Here is a 15,859-nt window from a genome sequence, read left to right as displayed (position 1 = left end):
GTCAGAAGTAGCAACACGACGGAGGACGGACACCATGGCTTTCAAGACTGCTCTCACCACCCTGGCTCTCGGCACCCTGTTCCTTGGTTCCTCGACGGCGATGGCGGAGGACGGCAGCGTGCGCGACTGGGCGACTCAGCAGGCCCGCCGCGGCGATGACCGAAACCATGACCGGGACAACGACCGTGACGACAACCGGGGCCACCAGGACCGGGACAACCGCCGGGGCCACCACCCGGACCGCTATGAGGCCCATATCCACACCGGCGGCTGCCACCACGCTCCGGCGCCCCGTCCTCCTTCCCGGGCTCGCGGCCGCTACGAGATGCAGACCGTGAACCGCTGGGTCGAGGGCCGCTACGAGAAGGTGTGGGTGCCCGAGGTGTGCGAGGAGCGTCGTGGCCGTCGGCACCGCGTCTCCCGCTGCTCGGGTGGCTTCTATGAGAACCGGTGGGTGGAAGGCGGTTACGTGCAGACCACGGAGTGGGTCTGGGTGTCCTACGAGCGCGGCAATGGCTGGAGCTCGAACCGCACGCACCCGGCCAGCTACTACCCGTAGTCATCGCTGAGAAAAAACAGGGGGTCGAGGGGCGGTGCCGGATACGGGGGTATCCAGCACCGCCCTTCGTGTTTTCAGGTCCCCGGTGCCTTTCCCCGTGCGGCCTGTTAGTCAGTGCGCCGCATGGGGACCGCCTTCATCACGGGAGCAGGCATCCGCGTCGGGAGCGCCGTGGCGAGGGCGCTGGCTCGCGCGGGTTATGACCTGGCGCTGCATGCGAACCGCTCCATGACCTCGCTGGTCTCGCTGGCGGACGAGCTCCGGGCACAGGGACGCCGCGTCACCCTTCATACCGCCGACCTGAGTCAGCCCGACGCGGTCGACGCCCTGGCCGCGAGCGTGCGCGAGGCCTGGCCCGCGTTGGACGTGGTGGTCCACAACGCCGGCCTCTACGAGCGGGTCGACTTCGCGGACATCTCGCGCGAGCGGTACCGCACCATGCTCGCCGTCAACCTGGACGCGCCCTTCTTCCTCACCCAGGCGCTCTTGCCCGCGCTGCTCGCGGGGAAGGACCCGCTGGTGGTGCACGTCGGAGACATCGCCGGTGAGCGTCCGGAGAGCCACTTCGCGCACTACTCGGTGAGCAAGGCGGGCCTGTTGATGCTGACGCGCGCGCTGGCGGTGGAGCTGGCGCCGCACGTGCGCGTCAATGCCGTATCGCCCGGCGTGGCCGCGTTCCCGGAGAGCTTCGACGCCGCCGCGCGCGAAGAGGTGTTGCGACACATTCCCATGGGACGCGAGGGCAGCGTGGAGGACGTGGCTCGCACCATCGTCTTCCTCGCGCGCGAAGCGCCCTATGTCACCGGACAGGTCATCGCCGTCGACGGCGGCAGGAGCGCGAGACTATGAGCGCGGAGCTGGCTTTCCATCCTCCCGTGGTCAATGACAGCAAGGGCCGTCCGCTGGACGTCATCGAGCTGCGCGGGCTCACGGTGGACTGCATCGTGGGCGTGTACAACCGCGAGCGCGTCTCGGCGCAGCCGCTCCGGCTGGATGTGGCGCTCTTCCTGGACACGCGCAACGCGGCGACGGGCGGCCGGCTGGCGCACACCGTGAACTATGGGCGGCTGGCCGGAGAGCTGCGCTTCCTGCTGGAGGCGTGTCGCTTCGAGCTGCTGGAGTCCGCCGTCGAGGCGGTGAGTCGCTACCTGCTCGCCACCCCCACCGCGGACGTGCCGCGCGCGCAGGTCCACGCCGCCACCGTGCGTGTCATCAAGCCCCTGGCCCTGGGCGGCCTCGCCGTGCCCTCGCTCCAGGTGCATCGCACGGCGGAGGAGATGAGCTATGCGTCGGAGGAGCGGTCCTTCGGTCGCCTGGACGTCATCCACGAGGGCGCGGGATACGGCATGTATCGCCTGCGCGTGAAGCCCGGTGGCACCGTCCCCGCCAGCTCGAATCCAGGCATGGAGGAGAGCGAGCTGGTGCTGGGGCAGGGGCTGATGTCGCAGGGGCACCCCGTCGAGCGGGGCATGGCCTTCCACTGGCCCCGGGGCTTTCCGCGTCGCTACGACAACCCCTCCGCGCAGGAGCAGACGGTGCTGAGTGTGTATCGGCCCCGCTTCCTGGAGCCGGAGCCCCAGGCGGTGGAGCCGCGTGCGCCCGCGTCGGCGCTCCTGTCCATCACCGGCACGTCCTATTACCCCCATGACGAGCCCGCGGCGCCCGGTGTGTCCGCGGACAAGCAGCCCTGAGGACGGGGACGCACTCTTGGTGAGGGGACTGTTTCCGAGGACGCGAGACACGGTATGACGCGACTTCGGAGCCCAGAGGAAACAACGGCATGAACCTCGACAGGCGGATGCAGCTCTTCGTGGTGCTGGCGGCGGTGTTCGTCACGTCGCTGGTGGTGGGAGACCTCATCGGCGTGAAGCTGTTCGAGGTCAACCTGGGCTTCGTGGTGGCGGTCATGTCCATTGGCATGCTGCCGTTCCCGGTGACGTTCCTGCTCACCGACATCCTCAACGAGTTCTACGGCAAGAAGGCCGCCCGCTTCGTCACGTGGGTGGGCTTCAGCATGGCCATCTTCGCCTTCACGGTGATTGCCATCGCGGTGGAGGTGCCCTTCGCTCCGCTGACGCGCGCACCGGACTTCACGGGGACGGTGGAGGGCTCGTTCAACAACGTCTTCAGTGGCTCGCAGCGCATCCTGCTGGCGTCGATGATCGCCTATCTGGTGGGCCAGTTCTGCGACATCTCCATCTTCAACCTGCTCAAGCGCATCACGAACAACAAGATGCTGTGGTTGCGCGCGACGGGCTCCACGCTGGTCTCCCAGCTCATCGACACGACGGTGGTCCAGTTCGTCGCGTGGACGGGCGTGCTGCCCACCGCGGTCATCTTCAACATCATCGCCACGTCGTACGTCGTGAAGCTGCTCGTCGCGGTGAGCCTGACGCCCTTCATCTACCTGGGCCATGCCCTGGTGGAGCGCAAGCTGGGCATCAAGCCCGTGGTGCTGGGCGCGGACGGTGAGCCGCTCCCCGAGCCCGTGGCGGAGGTGGCCGTCCCCGCTGAGACGCGCGCCGCCTGAGGGGCGACGCGGGCCTCACGGCACCAGGCGTTGAAGGAAGACGTCCGTGTCGTCGGAGGTGAAGGACTCCGTGCCGCCCAGCGCGCGAGTACCGGAGAACGTGCCCGTACCCAGGACGTCTCCGCCCGACAGGAAGGTGAGGTCTCGCAGGTGGAGGCTCTCGTCACACGGCTGGGTGACGTAGGGCGCCTGCCACGCTAGCTCACCCAAAGGTGACAGCCGCACCAGCTCCGAGCCGCAGCCATGCTTCCAGAGCACCGCCGCGCCTCCCTCCTCATCCGCCGCCAGTCGCGCGCCACGGGCTTCCCCTGGCGACGGGCTGGTCAGCGCATGTCCCCACAGCGGACGTCCCGCCGCATCGGCCGCGAGCACGAAGGCGGCGCGAGCGCAGCCCTCCGCGACACATGACGGCATGAGCACGGCGCCTCCCCAGTGGAGCGTGCCCTGGAAGTCGCCCGTGAGTCGCAGCCCGCCATCGGCCGCGAAAATCACCTGCGTGAAGGAGGGTGCGTCCGGTCCCACCTCCAGCTCCCAGTACACCTCACCGACGGGCGACAGCCGTGCGATGAACCCGATGCTCTCGAAAGGGGCCAGCGGGCGCTGCCCCGCGAGCACCGCGCCGCCATCCGAGTCCAGCGCCACGACGGACGCGGAGGCCAGCGCGGGCATCTCCTGGGACCAGCGCGCCGTGCCTCGGGTGTCGTAGCGCGTCACCAGCCGGCCGTGCGCCACCACGACTTCGCCTTCGATGTCCGCTGTCAGCGCCTTCACGGTGCCCGTCGCGCGAGCCCACAGCGGCGTGCCGTCCGAGGCCAGCTTCGCCACGAAGTGGCTGTCGGTGATGAGCGTCTCACCGAGGCGCAGCCGGCCCTCCAGCTTGCCAGCGACGAAGAGCTCTCCCCCGGAGGAGACGGCGAGGAACTGCGCGTGGGCCTGGGCCGCTCCGCTCTCGGACGGCTCGGGCATGAAGCTCCGCGTCCAGAGCACCTGCCCCGCGCCGTCATGGTGGGCGAGGGTGAGAGCCGTGCCGCCGCCATCCGTCGAGGACGCATCCGGTGTGCCTGTCGCGCCGGTGGTGGTGCCCAGCAGCACGCTGCCGCCCAGGCCGTCCGAGGCCACGGCCACCGCGTCCTGTCGTCCCAGGGTTCGCGAGTGAACGGTCCACCTCGCATCCCCCGGCTCCAGCGTCGGAGGCTTGGGGGGTTGTGGCGTGGAGCCTGGGTCTTCTTCCTCGGGGGGAGGGGCCTCCGTGGACGCGCCGCTCCCACCACAGCCGAGTGCTGTCCACACGCTCAGCACCAGCCCCGCAGTGCCTGCCCGCCACCGTCCCATGTTCATTCTCCGCGAGTCCGCTCACCCTCCGGCCGGAGGCGAAGCTGGGGTGTGGTGCTCCCGGAGGCAAGGCCCGCGTCGGACACTGAACGTTGTCAGGTGCTTCGCGGCGGTGGCTGAGCGAGTCCCGTCAGCTCACACCAGCGGGCGACGGTCAGCGCGGTGTAGCGCTCCGGCTCCAGTCCATACGCGCCCAGCGAGAAGCCGTCATTCCACTCCACCAGCGCTGTTTCACCGGTGGACAGCACGCCGAAGTCGACGGAGTAGCCCGCGGTCGCTTCACCGGAGGACTCCAGGAGGCGGAGCGCTTCGTGGACTCGCGCCTCGTCGAGGGGCACCGTCACGTCTCCCGCATAGTGACGCGTACCCACGGGCCTTCCGTGCACGATGAAGACGCGGTACTCGCTCAGCCACCGCACCACCTCCGAGCAGATGAGCGGCGTGCCCTGTGACGCCCGCTCCAGGAAGAGGAGGTCACTGGCGCTCTGGAAGACCCGGCCCGTGAAACGTTTCCTGCGTCCCTGGGGCTTGGCGAACACGGGCGGACTCGCGACGTCGTGCAGGTGCGAGGTGAGCTGTCGCACGGTGCTCGTCCACAGCCGGCGATGGAGGAAGGGCGTGAGGCTGGGCGGGTAGTCGTTCGTCGGAGGGGGCTCGATGCCCAACTGCTTCAGCGCGCCCAGCACCGTGGGCACGTAGCCCGCGACCAGCGTGTCCGACGTCAGCGGGAGCTGGCGCCGCTCCAGGCGCTTGGCGGTGAAGCACTCGGTGGGGATGCCCTTCGCGCGCAGGCCCTCGAGGAGTAGCCGCATCTCCGGCTCCATTCGCCCGTGTGCCTCCTCCTCGATGAAGGCCCGAGAGGGCCACCGCCCATCCTGGCTCACGAGCCCCGCCGTGCCAGCGGAGCGAGGATGTCGCGCCAGTGCGAGTAGAGGGAGAAGTGTCCGCCTCCGGAGAGGAAGTGGGGCACGGTGCGCGGGATTCGCGAGGCGAGATAGCGCCCCATCTGCGGCGGGACGATGCTGTCGCCGTCCCAGTACCAGAGGTCCATCTCTCCTCGAATCTCCTCTAGCGCGAAGTCCCAGGGCGACGCCAGGATGTGGGCTTCGCGGCGCATGCCCGCCACGCCTCGGCGCGTGGCCTCTCGTCGCCAGCCCTGCACCTGCGCGGCGATGTGCGGGTCCGACAGCACGAGCCGGTCATCCTCCGACGCATGCGCCAGCAGCGCCGCCAGGGCTCGCTCTGGATTCGAGCGCACCTGCCGGTCATGCATCGCCATCAACGGATGCAGCAGCCACTCCGGCCACGCGGCCATGGCGTAGGCGTTGCGGTAGTCGCGGTTGACGCCCTCCATGCCACCGGGCCGCTTCAGCGGCGAGGCGCCGGAGACGATGGCGGAGCGGATGATTCGTTCGCCCAGTCGCCACACGGAGGCGGCGACATAGGGGCCTCCCGCGGACACACCGAAGAGGGAGAAGCGGCCTATCTTGAGGGCGTTGGCGAGCTGCTCCAGGTCGTCCGGGAAGTCCAACAGCGTGCGGTCGGACTGGTAGTCGGACAGCCCATAGCCGGGCCGGTCCGGGGTGATGAGGCGCACGCCGAGGCCATGGGTGAGCCGGTCATCCGGATGCCGCATGTAGCGCGAGCCCGGGTTGCCGTGGACGAAGAACACCGGGACTCCGTCCAGGTCTCCCGACTCCACGTACGCGAGCCGCCGTCCATCCTTCAGCCGAAGCACGCCCTCACGGACCTGCACGCCGGAGCCCGAGGTGGTTTCCGAGACGGAGTGCATCAGGGCTCCATCGCTTGTGAGCGCGTGGCAATCCACTCGGAGATGGAGGGCCAGACGTGGGTGGGGCCCTTGCTGGAGGCGGACAGCCCGATGTGGCCCACCGGATAGCGCCGCGTCTGGGCGTCCTTCGTGCCCACCAGGTCGACGAGCGGCTCGCTCATGGCGGGAAAGGCGATGGTGTCATGCTCGGCGATGACGTTGAGCACGGAGGCCTGGATGCGGCCCAGGTCCACGGCCTCTCCGCCCACCTTCATGCGTCCCTGGTGGAAGAGGTTCTGCTGGTAGCAGTCCTTGATGTACTGGCGATACACCTCACCGGGGAAGGGCACGGGGTCCGAGCCCCAGCGCTCCATGGCGAGGAACGTGCTCACGAAGTCCGGGTCGTCGATGCGGCGGCACACCTCCAGCCAGCGCGTGAGGCGCTGCACGGGCGCCACCATGAGGAAGCCACTCTCCAGTACGGGCGTGGGAACGTTGCCGTAGGCATCCACGAGCGAGTCCACGTCGAAGTGGTTGGCGGCGGTCCACAGCGTGTAGACACCGCCCTTGCTGAAGTCCACGGGCGTGGCCTGCGCGACGAGGTTGCGAACGCCCTCGGGATGCAGCGACGTGTAGGCCAGCGCGAGCGTGCCGCCCATGCAGTAGCCGTAGAGCGTGAGGTCCCGGCTCTTGCTGACCCGCAGCGTCCAGCGCACCGCCGTCTGGATGAGTCCGCCGAGCAGGTCCGACCAGGTGAGGCGCTCCTCGTCCTGGCCCGGCACGCCCCAGTCGATGGCGTACACGTCGAAGCCCTCCTGGGTGAGGTGCTCGATGAGGCTGCGGCCCGGCAGGAAGTCGAGGATGTACCAGCGATTGATGAGCGAGTAGACGAACAGGATGGGCGTGCGGTGGCGCCGACGGGGCGCCGCGTAGCGCAACAGCCGCATGCTGCCCCGCGTGTACACGACGGTGTGGGGCGTGGCGCTGATGGGCGGCTCGCGCACACCGGAGGCCCGCTCGATGAAGGGCTTGAGGTACGGGTAGGGATTGAAGGGACGGGCCTTGAGCGCGTGAGCGACAGCGCGCGTGAGCTCGAACTGGCCGGTGACGAAGGAGCGCAGCCGCTGGGTGGACGCGGTCATGTTCAGGCGCCGGGCTTGGTGGGAGGGCTGTCGGACTCCTGGCGATGGAGCAGGTCCACCACCACCTCGAGCTGGGAGCCGAGCGCCTCGACCTGGTCATTCACGCGGCGCAGCTGGTCGCGGAGGCTCTCCACCTCGGACGTCGTGGGCAGGCGCAGCGTGTGCAGCGCGCTCTCCACGAAGCTGTTGCGGCGGATGCGGGCGTTGAGGCCCTGGCGCAGCACGGTGCCGCTGGCGCGCAGGTAGGTGGGGCTCTCGGAGACGCGGGTGAGGACGCGGGTGAGGCGCTGCTCGGCGCGGGTGAACACCTGGCCCGTTCGAGTCTCCGGATGGGTGAGGTGGCCCAGGAGCTTCAATCCCCGGGCGAGGAGTCCCCTGGGTGGAGGCGGGCGGTCCGAGTCGCTCATGCCCGCGACGTTAACCCAAGCCGTGCCGGGGACGCAGGGGACCCTGTCCAAAAAGTGAATGGTGGTTCATGTTTGAAGCGGGCGGGGAAGCACCGCGTCACGCGGTGCCCGCTACTTCGTGGAGGCGTAGCCCTCGAAGGTCCGGGGGATGCCCTTGTCCTCGTCCACGTTGTTGAAGGTGACGGGGATGCTGTCGCCGCCCTTCTCCACATCGAAGTGGATGTGGCCGGTGAGGCTGTTGCCCACGTTGCCCACCTCCGCGAGCTGCTGTCCCTGGCTCACGGTGTCGCCCACGCCCACCTTCGCGGTGCCCTTCGAGATGTGGAAGTAGCGGCCCACCGTGCCGTCGCCGTGTTCGACCTCGATGCGGTTGTTCGGCTTGTCGCCGCCGTTGCCGCTGTTCGTGTCCACCACGCGCGACACCGTGCCCGCGCGCGCCGCCAGCACCGGGGTGCCGCACTGTCGACGGAAGTCCCAGGCGTATTCCTCGTCGTCGTTGTGGTTCAGGTGGGAGTTGTTGCCCTGGATGACCCAGGAGCGGTCTCCCTCGGGGTAGGGCAGCCGGTAGGGCGAGCTCGCCGCGCTGGGGTACTCGCCGGAGTCGATGGAGCCGCGCAGCACCAGCCACGCGCCGAGCCAGAACACTCCGATGAGGCCGTAGACGACGGCGCCCGTGAGCACGATGTTGCGCACCCGGTGCAGCTCCACCTTCGCCGCGCGCTCCTCGAGCATGCCGCGCGCGATGTGCGGGAAGGCGAACCAGAAGGCGAAGGCGGCGATGCTGCCGACAATCCCGCCCCAGTGGTAGAGGTTCGCCAGGAACGTGGGGCCACACGCGGCGAACGCTCCCGGCGCGAGCGCGACGGCGGTGAAGAGCGATGCGATGGCCGCCGCCAGCAAGGTCCGGGACGTCCAGCGCAGGCTCTCGTCGACCTTGTCGTCGTTCCCCTTGGCCACCGGCAGCGTGAAGCGCAGCGCGTGGATGACCAAGGCGACGAAGGCGGCCCAGACGAGCAGGCCCAGCACCGAGGAGAGCACCATGGGCGTCTCTCCCGTCAGGCCCGCGAAGGACACCCCGAACATCACCAGCCCATACACGCCGAAGACCGCGAGGATGATGGACCAGGTCGTGCCGTAGCGCTTCATCGCGCTTCCCCCTGCCTCGCGAACATCGGCCCGCCGGGACTCCGGCGAGGGGCGCGAGGCTTCTCCCTCCTTGGAGTTGCGGTGGGTCGGGGTGTGACGCCACCAGGCAGTGGAGCGGGCGGGCACCCCGTCGGGTGCCCACCGTGTGGCTCGCTCAGCCCTGTCGCTTCACCGCGAGCGGCCCGAAGGCCTGGGCCACCGGCATCAGTGACATGACGTTGATGTTCACGTGCGCTGGACGCGACACCACCCAGTGCACCGCGTCCGCGATGTCCTCGGGCGTCAGCGGCTGCGTGTTGGCGTAGGGGGCCGCGGCCCGAGCGGCGTCGCCCTTGAACCGGATGTTGGAGAACTCCGTGCCGCCCACGAGCCCTGGCTCGATGTCCGTCACGCGCACGGCCGTGCCCAGCAGGTCCGCGCGCAGGTTGAGGCTGAACTGCTGCACGAAAGCCTTCGTCGCGCCGTACACGTTGCCACCCGGGTACGGATAGTCCGCCGCCACCGAGCCCATGTTGATGATGTGGCCCCGGTTGCGCGCCACCATGCCGGGCAGCACCGCGTGCGTGCAGTACATGAGCCCCTTCACGTTCGTGTCGACCATCACCTCCCAGTCGTCGAGGTGCGCCGACTGCGCCGCTTCCAACCCCAGCGCCAGCCCCGCGTTGTTGACCAGCACGTCCACCTCGGCGAAGTCCGCCGGCAGCGCGCCGAGCACCCGCGCCATCGCCTCGCGCTCCGTCACGTCGAGCGTCACCGGCAGCAGCCGCTCACCCAACTCCGCGCGCAGCTTCTCCAGCAGCTCCGTCCTCCGCCCGGTGGCGATGACCCGCGCACCCTCCTGGATGAAGCGGCGCGCGATGGCCAGGCCGAACCCGGCTGTGGCTCCCGTAACCAGCACGTTCATGGCGTTCCCTTTGGATGCGATGCCTCGCGCGCTAAATGGCACGAGGCCCCGGCCCGCGCACGGGGAAAGGCCCTCGCCGCGCGGTGCCCCCAGAGCCGACCCGACAGTCCACAGCTCGTCGGAGACGCCTTCTCGGCGCGCCCCCGTCCGCATGCTCCCGCTCGGAGCGACCTTCTCTCCGAGTGAAGTCCCGCCCACCCGCGTCGGGAATGAAACCGCCTTCATCCGCACACCTGCACAGGCAGCAGCACGAATGTTCGGGCCCGCGCACATCAGCCTGACTTCTTCGCGCTCAACGTAACCGCCCGAAATCCCATTTCCTGCCTTCTTGCCCTGCGGCCTGGCGAGTCTGGGTTGCCATCGGGTCGGGGAATGAACAGGACGCGCGCCCCGATTGGCGGCCGTCCTCGCGAGCGCCCCATACGCCGCGACCCACACATGGAGTCTGACAGGATGCGCCAACGCTCACCGCTGCTGACGGCCTACTGCTCCGCTGCCTTGCTTGCCCTGCTTGCCTGCAATGGAAAGAGCGAGCTGACCCAGACCACGGGCTCACGTCCGTCCACCGATGAGGCGCCCTCGACGGGCAACCCGCCCGCGCCATCCCCCACGACTCCCGCGCCGACACCGACGGAGCCGGATGAATCCGAGCAGCCCTCGGAGCCCACGCCGACGCCCGAGCCGGAGCCCACCCCCACTCCGGAACCCGAGCCGGAGCCCGAGCCCGAGCCCGTTCCGGAGCCGCCGAAGCCGACCTACACGCGCATCCTCTGGGTGGCGCCGTCGGGCAGTGACAGCGCCTCCGGCACGGAGAGCGCCCCGCTGCGCACGGTGACGCGGGCGCTGACGCTCATCGCGCCGGGCGAGGCCATCTATCTGAAGACGGGCACCTACGCGGAGCGCCTCAAGCTGGAGGAGCGCGGTGGCACGGAGGCGAAGCCGCTCACGGTGAAGGCCGCGCCGGGCAGCGCGCCCGTGGTGAAGCCTGGCGGCGAGTCCGCGCTGGTGGACGTGCGCGGCGCGTACTGGCGCGTCGAGGGGCTCACGCTGGATGCCGCGGGCTCCGCTGCCTTCGCGGTGCTGTGGCGAGGCACCGCCGCGCACCACGGCGTGCTGCGCGACTGCGTGGCGAAGAATGGCACGGCGGGCGCGGGGCTCAACGTGTCGGAGAAGGCCCACGACATCCTCATCGAGGGCAACACGATTTCGAACTTCAGCCGGGGCGGCAGCGACAGCCACGGCATCATCGTGCAAACCACGTCGAAGAACGTGGTGGTGCGCGGCAATGACATCCATCACAACTCCGGCGACGCGGTGCAATGCATCGGCCCGGAGGCCGGCGCTACCGTGTCCGGCACGCCCTTCGACAATCTGCTCGTGGAGGACAACGAGCTGCACGAGAACCGGGAGAACGGCGTGGACGTGAAGACCTGCACGCACGTCACCCTGCGCGGCAACATCATCTGGGGCCACAAGGCCACGTCCACGTCGCGAGGCGAGGGGGTCGTCGTCCACCTGTCCGCGTCGGATGTCACCCTGGAGGACAACGTCTTCTATGGAAACGGCCGGGCCATCAACATCGGTGGCAACCGGGTGAACGGGCCGCCCACCCGCATCATCATCCGTCGCAACCTCATCCGGGATGGCCTGGGTGGGAGCGAGGACGGCGGTGGCATCCGCGTGGACACGTCCACCGACGTGAAGGTGCAGCACAACACGGTGTGGAACATGCCCGGGCCCTGTCTCACCTTCGGCCACGGCGACACGGGGCCGAGCGCCAGTCTGGACGTGCGCAACAACGTCTTCGCCGGCTGTGGCGTCTCCGCGCGCGCGGGGGCTGCTCGCTCCGGCACGGTGATGGATGGCAACCTCTTGTTCCGCTCCTCCGGTTCCATCTCCTTCTTGCTGAATGGAGAGAGCGTGAACCTCACGGAGTGGCGCTCTCGCAGCGGGCTGGACAAACGCTCGTTGGAGAAGTCGCCGGGGTTCGTCAACATCGACACCGGGGACTTCCGGCTGGGGTCGGGCTCCGCGGGTCGCAACGCGGGCCTGGGGTTGGGACTGACCTTCTGCGGCACAGCCCCGGACCTGGGGGCATTCGAGTCGGACTGCCCCTGAGGCGGCGGGGCGTGTAGAGTGGGCTCCGCTCCCCCCTTCCGCCCCGACCCTCCACGTGCCGTCTTCGCTGGAATTCGCTCTCGGCATCACCCTGGTGCCTCCGGCCTCACCCGCACGTGAGCTGCTCGCGGCCGCTGCCGCGCGTGCGGGTCTCCGCGTGGTGGATGGCGTGGAGGGGGCCGCGCTGGCGCTGGTGGACCTCACCTCGCCAGACAGTGGCCCCGCGCTTCGCACCCTGCTCGACTCACCTCGCGCCTCGCACATCACGCTGGTGGCGCTGGTGGAACCGACCGAGCAGGGCTTCTCCGCCGCGGAGCCCCTGAGGCCCGCGGACGTGCTCACCATCCCGGTGTCGCCGCACGAGCTGGTCTTCCGGCTCCACCGCGCCGCCGGGCGTCACCTGGAGCGCGAGGGACAGGAGCGCGGACAGGAAGACCTGGCGCTCCTCCTGGAGCTGACGGCGGACTACGCGGAGACGTCCGACGTGGAGGCGCTGCTGCATGGTGTCACGCGCCGGCTGGCGGAGAAGCTGGACATCGCGCGCGCCACGCTGGTGATGCTCGGTCGCAACGCGGACGAGGGCGTCATCGTCGCGGCCAGCGATGACCCGACGCTCAAGGACCTGCGCATCGAGCTGTCGCGCTACCCGGAGATTCGCGAAGTCATGCGCACGGGTCGTCCGGTGGTGATGGAGGAGGCGCCCACGCATCCGCTGCTGGGCGACGTGGAGCGCAGGGCCGTGGCGGCGCGCGGCATCCACGCCATCGCCGCGCTGCCCCTGCCCATCCGGGGGCAGGTGCGAGGCGTGCTGCTGCTGCGCGCGGCGGGGCGTCGGCGCACGTTCACCTCGCGGGAAATCGACTTCCTCACCACGGTGGCGCATGCCACGGCGGTGGCGCTGCGCAACGCCTCGGTGCTCCAGTCGGTGAGGGGGCAGACGGAGGCGGAGAAGACGGCGCGCCTGGCCGCCGAGGAGCAGGCGGCCTCCTTCAAGCCCTACCAGCTCTTCTTCGCGCACGTCAGCGAGGGCGTGGCCATCCTCGACGACAAGGCGAGCGTGCTGTCCCTGAATCCTTCCGGCGCGGCGATGCTGGACCTGCCGGCGCCCGAGGCTCGGGGGCGGCATCTGCATCAGGTGACGCAGCCGGTGGATGACGGCGTGCTGATGGAGCTGGTGACGGCGGCGTCGCGAGGCGAGGCGCGCTCGGGCGTGGACGTGGAGGTGCGCACGGCGACGGGGCGTCGGCTGACGCTGTCCATGTCGGCCGCTCCGCTGCGTGACGAGGACGCGGCCACCATCCTGTCGTTCCGCGACGTCACCGACGCGCGGCGGCTGGAGGACGAGCTGCGCCAGACGAAGGACTTCCTGGAGCGGCTCATCGACTCGTCGGTGGACGCCATCATCGCCGCCGACCTGAAGGGGCGCATCATCCTCTTCAACAAGGGCGCGGAGGCACTGGTGGGCTACACCGCGCAGGAGGCGATGGCGGGCGTCACCGTGGAGCAGCTCTATCCCCAGGGCGTCGCGCGGCGAATCATGTCCACGCTCCGAGGGCCGGAGCACGGTGGCAAGGGCCGTATGTCGCTCACGCGCGAGGAGCTGGTGAACCGCGCCGGAGAGCGGGTGCCGGTCAACATGACGGCGTCGCTCGTGTACGAGGGCGGGCGCGAGGTCTTCAGCGTCGGCATCTTCACGGACATGCGCGACCGGATGAAGCTGGAGCGCAAGCTGTCGGACGCGGAGACCCGGCTGGAGGAGAGCGAGAAGAGCGCCGTCATCGTCGCGCTCGCCGGCACCGCGGCGCATGAGCTCAACCAGCCCCTCACGTCGGTGATGGGCTACGCGGAGTTGCTCAAGCGCAAGTTGAAGGAAGAGGACTTCGCCTGGAAGCCGGTGGACATCATCTACCGCGAGGCGGAGCGCATGGCGGAGATCGTCCGGAAGATTGGGAAGATCACCCGCTACGAGACGAAGGCGTACATGGGGGAGCAGCAGATTCTCGACCTGGACAAGGCGACCTCCCATGAAGACTGACATCCGCGCCGTGCGAATCCCCGGCGGCCCGGGCCCCGAGTCGTTCCAGGCCTTCTTCGAGGCGCTCGACGCCCCCGCGGCCCTGTGTGACCCGATGCTGCGGCTGGTGGCGGTCAACGAGGCCTTCCATCGCTTCTGCGCGGATCACCAGGCGACGGTGGAGGATGTCGCGCGCGCGTTGGCGGTGGCGGCCGTGCCCGTGGATGGCTCCAGCTGCGACATGGAGCTGCCGCTCGCGGGCAAGCCGGGCGCAGTGCTGACGATGTCGCGCCGGGGTGACGTGGTGGCTGTGCGGGCCCGGAACGACCCGGAGCTGGCGCGCAGCCGGCTGGTGATGGCGGAGCGGGCGCTACTGGAGCAGGCGCGCACCGAAGGCGTGCTGCTGGATTTGGGCCGCAGCGTGGCGGAGGTCGGCGGCGAGGAGGAGCTGGTGGCGGCGGTGGCGCGCGGGGTGAAGGAGCTGTTCCCCGGGCGCTCGTTCTGCATCCGCATCACCGACTCGCGCACCGGCGGGCTGACGTCGCTCTACGCGGAAGGCCGGATGAAGGAAGGCGCGCACGAGCCGCTGGTGCTGTTGCAGCGCGCGGTGGAGAAGCTGAACCTGGGACGCTCGACGCTGCCGACGACGGGCCGGGTGACGGTGCTGAGCGAGGTGCCGCTCCTGTTCCTGGGCAGCACGCACGGCGTGAGCGCGCCGCTGGTGGCGAGCGGGCAGCTCTTCGGCGCCATCAACATGGAGTATCCGGAGGGGCTGGACGCGGACATCCAGCACGACGAGCGCGTGTTGCTCCAGCTCGCCAGCCAGGTGGCGGTGGCGGTGAAGAACGCGAAGCTCATCGACGAGCTGACGTTCGTGCGCAAGTACCTGGAGGACCTGCTGGAGAAGGCGAACGCGCTCATCCTCGTCGCCAACCGGGAGCAGCAGGTGGTGGTGTTCAACCAGGCGCTCAGCGCGCTGACGGGCTTCCGGAAGGAAGACGTGCTGGGCAAGGACCTCTTCTGGCTGGTGCCGGAGAACGAGCACCTGCGGCTGTCCCAGGTCATCGCCGCCGCGCTTCGCGGTGAGTCGGTGAACAGCTTCGAGACGCGGCTGTTGTCGCGCGACGGCAACGAGGTGCGGGTGTCGTTCGCCACGTCCTCGAGGCTTGCGCACCATGGCGAGGTGGACGGCGTCATCGCCATCGGCCAGGACATCACGGTGGTGAAGGAGCTGGAGAAGCGCATCATCCACGCGGAGAAGCTCGCGTCCATCGGTCAGCTCGCGGCCAGCGTGGTGCATGAAATCAACAACCCGATGACGGCTGTGGCCACGTACGCGGACGCGCTGCTCCAGCGCTCGCGGACGACGCCGGGGGCGAATCCCGCGGACCAGGAGAAGCTGCGGAAGATTCTGGAGAGCAGCCACCGCATCCTTCGCTTCACCAGGGATTTGGTCAGCTACGCGCGGCCGGCGCAGGACAGGCCGGAGCGGGTACAGCTCAACGCCGTGGTGGACATGGCGGTGGGCTTCTGTGAGCACGTGGTGGCGCAGGCGCGCGTCAGCGTGCACCGGGAGTACACGGAGCTACCGCCGCTGTCGGCCGTGCGCGCCAACCTGGTGCAGGTGTTCGTCAACCTCATCACCAACGCGTGCCACGCGATGCAGCCGGGCGGCGCGGTGTTCCTGACGACGCGGCGCGAGGGTCAGGAGGCGGTGGTGTCGGTGAGGGACTCGGGGACGGGAATCGACCCCAAGCACCTGCAGCGCATCTTCGAGCCCTTCTTCACCACGAAGCCGGAGGGCAAGGGCACGGGCCTGGGGCTCTCCATCTGCCAGGGCATCGTGGAGAACCACGGCGGCCGGCTCACGGTTACGAGCACCGTGGGCGCGGGCACCACCTTCTCCGTGCGACTGCCGCTGTCGGTGGACTGACAG

14 protein-coding genes are annotated in these 15,859 nt (G+C 69.4%); 7 read left to right on the top strand and 7 right to left on the bottom strand.

The window, feature by feature from the left end; genetic code table 11:
* Positions 1-34: 34 nt before the first annotated feature.
* The 4 genes from HUA78_RS09375 (at position 35) to HUA78_RS09360 (ending at position 3,089) form a co-directional block, all read left to right on the top strand.
* A complete protein-coding gene (locus tag HUA78_RS09375) occupies positions 35-559 on the top strand; it encodes a hypothetical protein (RefSeq protein WP_254614127.1) in 525 nt (174 codons plus the stop codon).
* 123 nt (positions 560-682) lie between these two features.
* A complete protein-coding gene (locus tag HUA78_RS09370) occupies positions 683-1,408 on the top strand; it encodes an SDR family NAD(P)-dependent oxidoreductase (protein WP_174476096.1) in 726 nt (241 codons plus the stop codon).
* Positions 1,405-2,250, top strand: a complete 846-nt coding sequence (locus HUA78_RS09365) for a dihydroneopterin aldolase (RefSeq protein ID WP_174476095.1) — start codon at positions 1,405-1,407, stop codon at positions 2,248-2,250. The genes HUA78_RS09370 and HUA78_RS09365 overlap by 4 nt, the downstream gene beginning before the upstream one ends.
* A gap of 89 nt (positions 2,251-2,339) precedes the next feature.
* Complete coding sequence (locus HUA78_RS09360; RefSeq protein WP_174464598.1) at positions 2,340-3,089, top strand: queuosine precursor transporter; 750 nt, start codon at positions 2,340-2,342, stop codon at positions 3,087-3,089.
* A 15-nt stretch (positions 3,090-3,104) separates the two neighbouring features.
* Here HUA78_RS09360 and HUA78_RS09355 read toward each other — a convergent pair whose 3' ends face one another.
* The 7 genes from HUA78_RS09355 to HUA78_RS09325 all read right to left on the bottom strand — a co-directional run bounded on the left by HUA78_RS09355 (position 3,105) and on the right by HUA78_RS09325 (position 9,791).
* Positions 3,105-4,421 carry a hypothetical protein gene (locus HUA78_RS09355; RefSeq protein WP_174464597.1) on the bottom strand — a complete coding sequence of 439 codons (1,317 nt, stop codon included), beginning with the start codon at positions 4,419-4,421 and terminating at the stop codon, positions 3,105-3,107.
* Positions 4,422-4,516: 95 nt separating this feature from the next.
* Positions 4,517-5,233 carry an ATP-grasp domain-containing protein gene (locus tag HUA78_RS09350; RefSeq protein WP_254623614.1) on the bottom strand — a complete coding sequence of 239 codons (717 nt, stop codon included), beginning with the start codon at positions 5,231-5,233 and terminating at the stop codon, positions 4,517-4,519.
* Positions 5,234-5,301: 68 nt separating this feature from the next.
* Entirely contained in the window at positions 5,302-6,213 is a 912-nt protein-coding gene (locus HUA78_RS09345) for an alpha/beta fold hydrolase (protein WP_141643639.1), read from the bottom strand.
* Positions 6,213-7,334 (bottom strand): alpha/beta fold hydrolase, encoded by a 1,122-nt coding sequence (locus tag HUA78_RS09340; RefSeq protein WP_174454000.1) that lies wholly within the window; start codon positions 7,332-7,334, stop codon positions 6,213-6,215. Before HUA78_RS09340 ends, HUA78_RS09345 begins: the two co-directional genes overlap by 1 nt.
* A gap of 2 nt (positions 7,335-7,336) precedes the next feature.
* The gene (locus HUA78_RS09335; RefSeq protein ID WP_141643637.1) at positions 7,337-7,741 is read right to left on the bottom strand and encodes a hypothetical protein; all 405 of its coding nucleotides are present in this window, start codon (positions 7,739-7,741) and stop codon (positions 7,337-7,339) included.
* A gap of 111 nt (positions 7,742-7,852) precedes the next feature.
* A complete protein-coding gene (locus tag HUA78_RS09330; protein WP_174464595.1) occupies positions 7,853-8,887 on the bottom strand; it encodes a M23 family metallopeptidase in 1,035 nt (344 codons plus the stop codon).
* A 154-nt stretch (positions 8,888-9,041) separates the two neighbouring features.
* Positions 9,042-9,791, bottom strand: a complete 750-nt coding sequence (locus HUA78_RS09325; RefSeq protein ID WP_174464594.1) for an SDR family NAD(P)-dependent oxidoreductase — start codon at positions 9,789-9,791, stop codon at positions 9,042-9,044.
* A 453-nt stretch (positions 9,792-10,244) separates the two neighbouring features.
* Between HUA78_RS09325 and HUA78_RS09320 the strand changes: the two genes are divergently transcribed.
* From HUA78_RS09320 to HUA78_RS09310, 3 genes are read left to right on the top strand one after another with little or no spacing between them, the layout of a single operon-like run.
* The gene (locus tag HUA78_RS09320; RefSeq protein ID WP_174464593.1) at positions 10,245-11,909 is read left to right on the top strand and encodes a nitrous oxide reductase family maturation protein NosD; all 1,665 of its coding nucleotides are present in this window, start codon (positions 10,245-10,247) and stop codon (positions 11,907-11,909) included.
* Positions 11,910-11,964: 55 nt separating this feature from the next.
* A complete protein-coding gene (locus HUA78_RS09315; protein WP_141642178.1) occupies positions 11,965-13,944 on the top strand; it encodes a PAS domain S-box protein in 1,980 nt (659 codons plus the stop codon).
* Positions 13,934-15,856, top strand: coding sequence for an ATP-binding protein (locus HUA78_RS09310; protein WP_174476093.1), 1,923 nt, complete (start codon positions 13,934-13,936; stop codon positions 15,854-15,856). The genes HUA78_RS09315 and HUA78_RS09310 overlap by 11 nt, the downstream gene beginning before the upstream one ends.
* Positions 15,857-15,859 lie beyond the last annotated feature (3 nt).

It is taken from the genome of Myxococcus sp. CA033 (assembly GCF_013336625.1).
In the GTDB taxonomy this organism is placed as follows: Bacteria; Myxococcota; Myxococcia; order Myxococcales; family Myxococcaceae; genus Myxococcus; species Myxococcus llanfairpwllgwyngyllgogerychwyrndrobwllllantysiliogogogochensis.
This window is presented reverse-complemented; position numbering and strand designations above follow the sequence as displayed.

Bases quoted from the DNA above. Each gene is read 5' to 3' on its own strand.
- HUA78_RS09355 (WP_174464597.1), bottom strand. From the start codon at position 4,421: ATGGGACGGTGGCGGGCAGGCACTGCGGGGCTGGTGCTGAGCGTGTGG.
- HUA78_RS09335 (WP_141643637.1), bottom strand. From the start codon at position 7,741: ATGAGCGACTCGGACCGCCCGCCTCCACCCAGGGGACTCCTCGCCCGG.
- HUA78_RS09345 (WP_141643639.1), bottom strand. From the start codon at position 6,213: ATGCACTCCGTCTCGGAAACCACCTCGGGCTCCGGCGTGCAGGTCCGT.
- HUA78_RS09350 (WP_254623614.1), bottom strand. From the start codon at position 5,233: ATGCGGCTACTCCTCGAGGGCCTGCGCGCGAAGGGCATCCCCACCGAG.
- HUA78_RS09325 (WP_174464594.1), bottom strand. From the start codon at position 9,791: ATGAACGTGCTGGTTACGGGAGCCACAGCCGGGTTCGGCCTGGCCATC.
- HUA78_RS09310 (WP_174476093.1), top strand. From the start codon at position 13,934: ATGAAGACTGACATCCGCGCCGTGCGAATCCCCGGCGGCCCGGGCCCC.
- HUA78_RS09375 (WP_254614127.1), top strand. From the start codon at position 35: ATGGCTTTCAAGACTGCTCTCACCACCCTGGCTCTCGGCACCCTGTTC.
- HUA78_RS09340 (WP_174454000.1), bottom strand. From the start codon at position 7,334: ATGACCGCGTCCACCCAGCGGCTGCGCTCCTTCGTCACCGGCCAGTTC.
- HUA78_RS09320 (WP_174464593.1), top strand. From the start codon at position 10,245: ATGCGCCAACGCTCACCGCTGCTGACGGCCTACTGCTCCGCTGCCTTG.
- HUA78_RS09330 (WP_174464595.1), bottom strand. From the start codon at position 8,887: ATGAAGCGCTACGGCACGACCTGGTCCATCATCCTCGCGGTCTTCGGC.
- HUA78_RS09370 (WP_174476096.1), top strand. From the start codon at position 683: ATGGGGACCGCCTTCATCACGGGAGCAGGCATCCGCGTCGGGAGCGCC.
- HUA78_RS09360 (WP_174464598.1), top strand. From the start codon at position 2,340: ATGAACCTCGACAGGCGGATGCAGCTCTTCGTGGTGCTGGCGGCGGTG.
- HUA78_RS09365 (WP_174476095.1), top strand. From the start codon at position 1,405: ATGAGCGCGGAGCTGGCTTTCCATCCTCCCGTGGTCAATGACAGCAAG.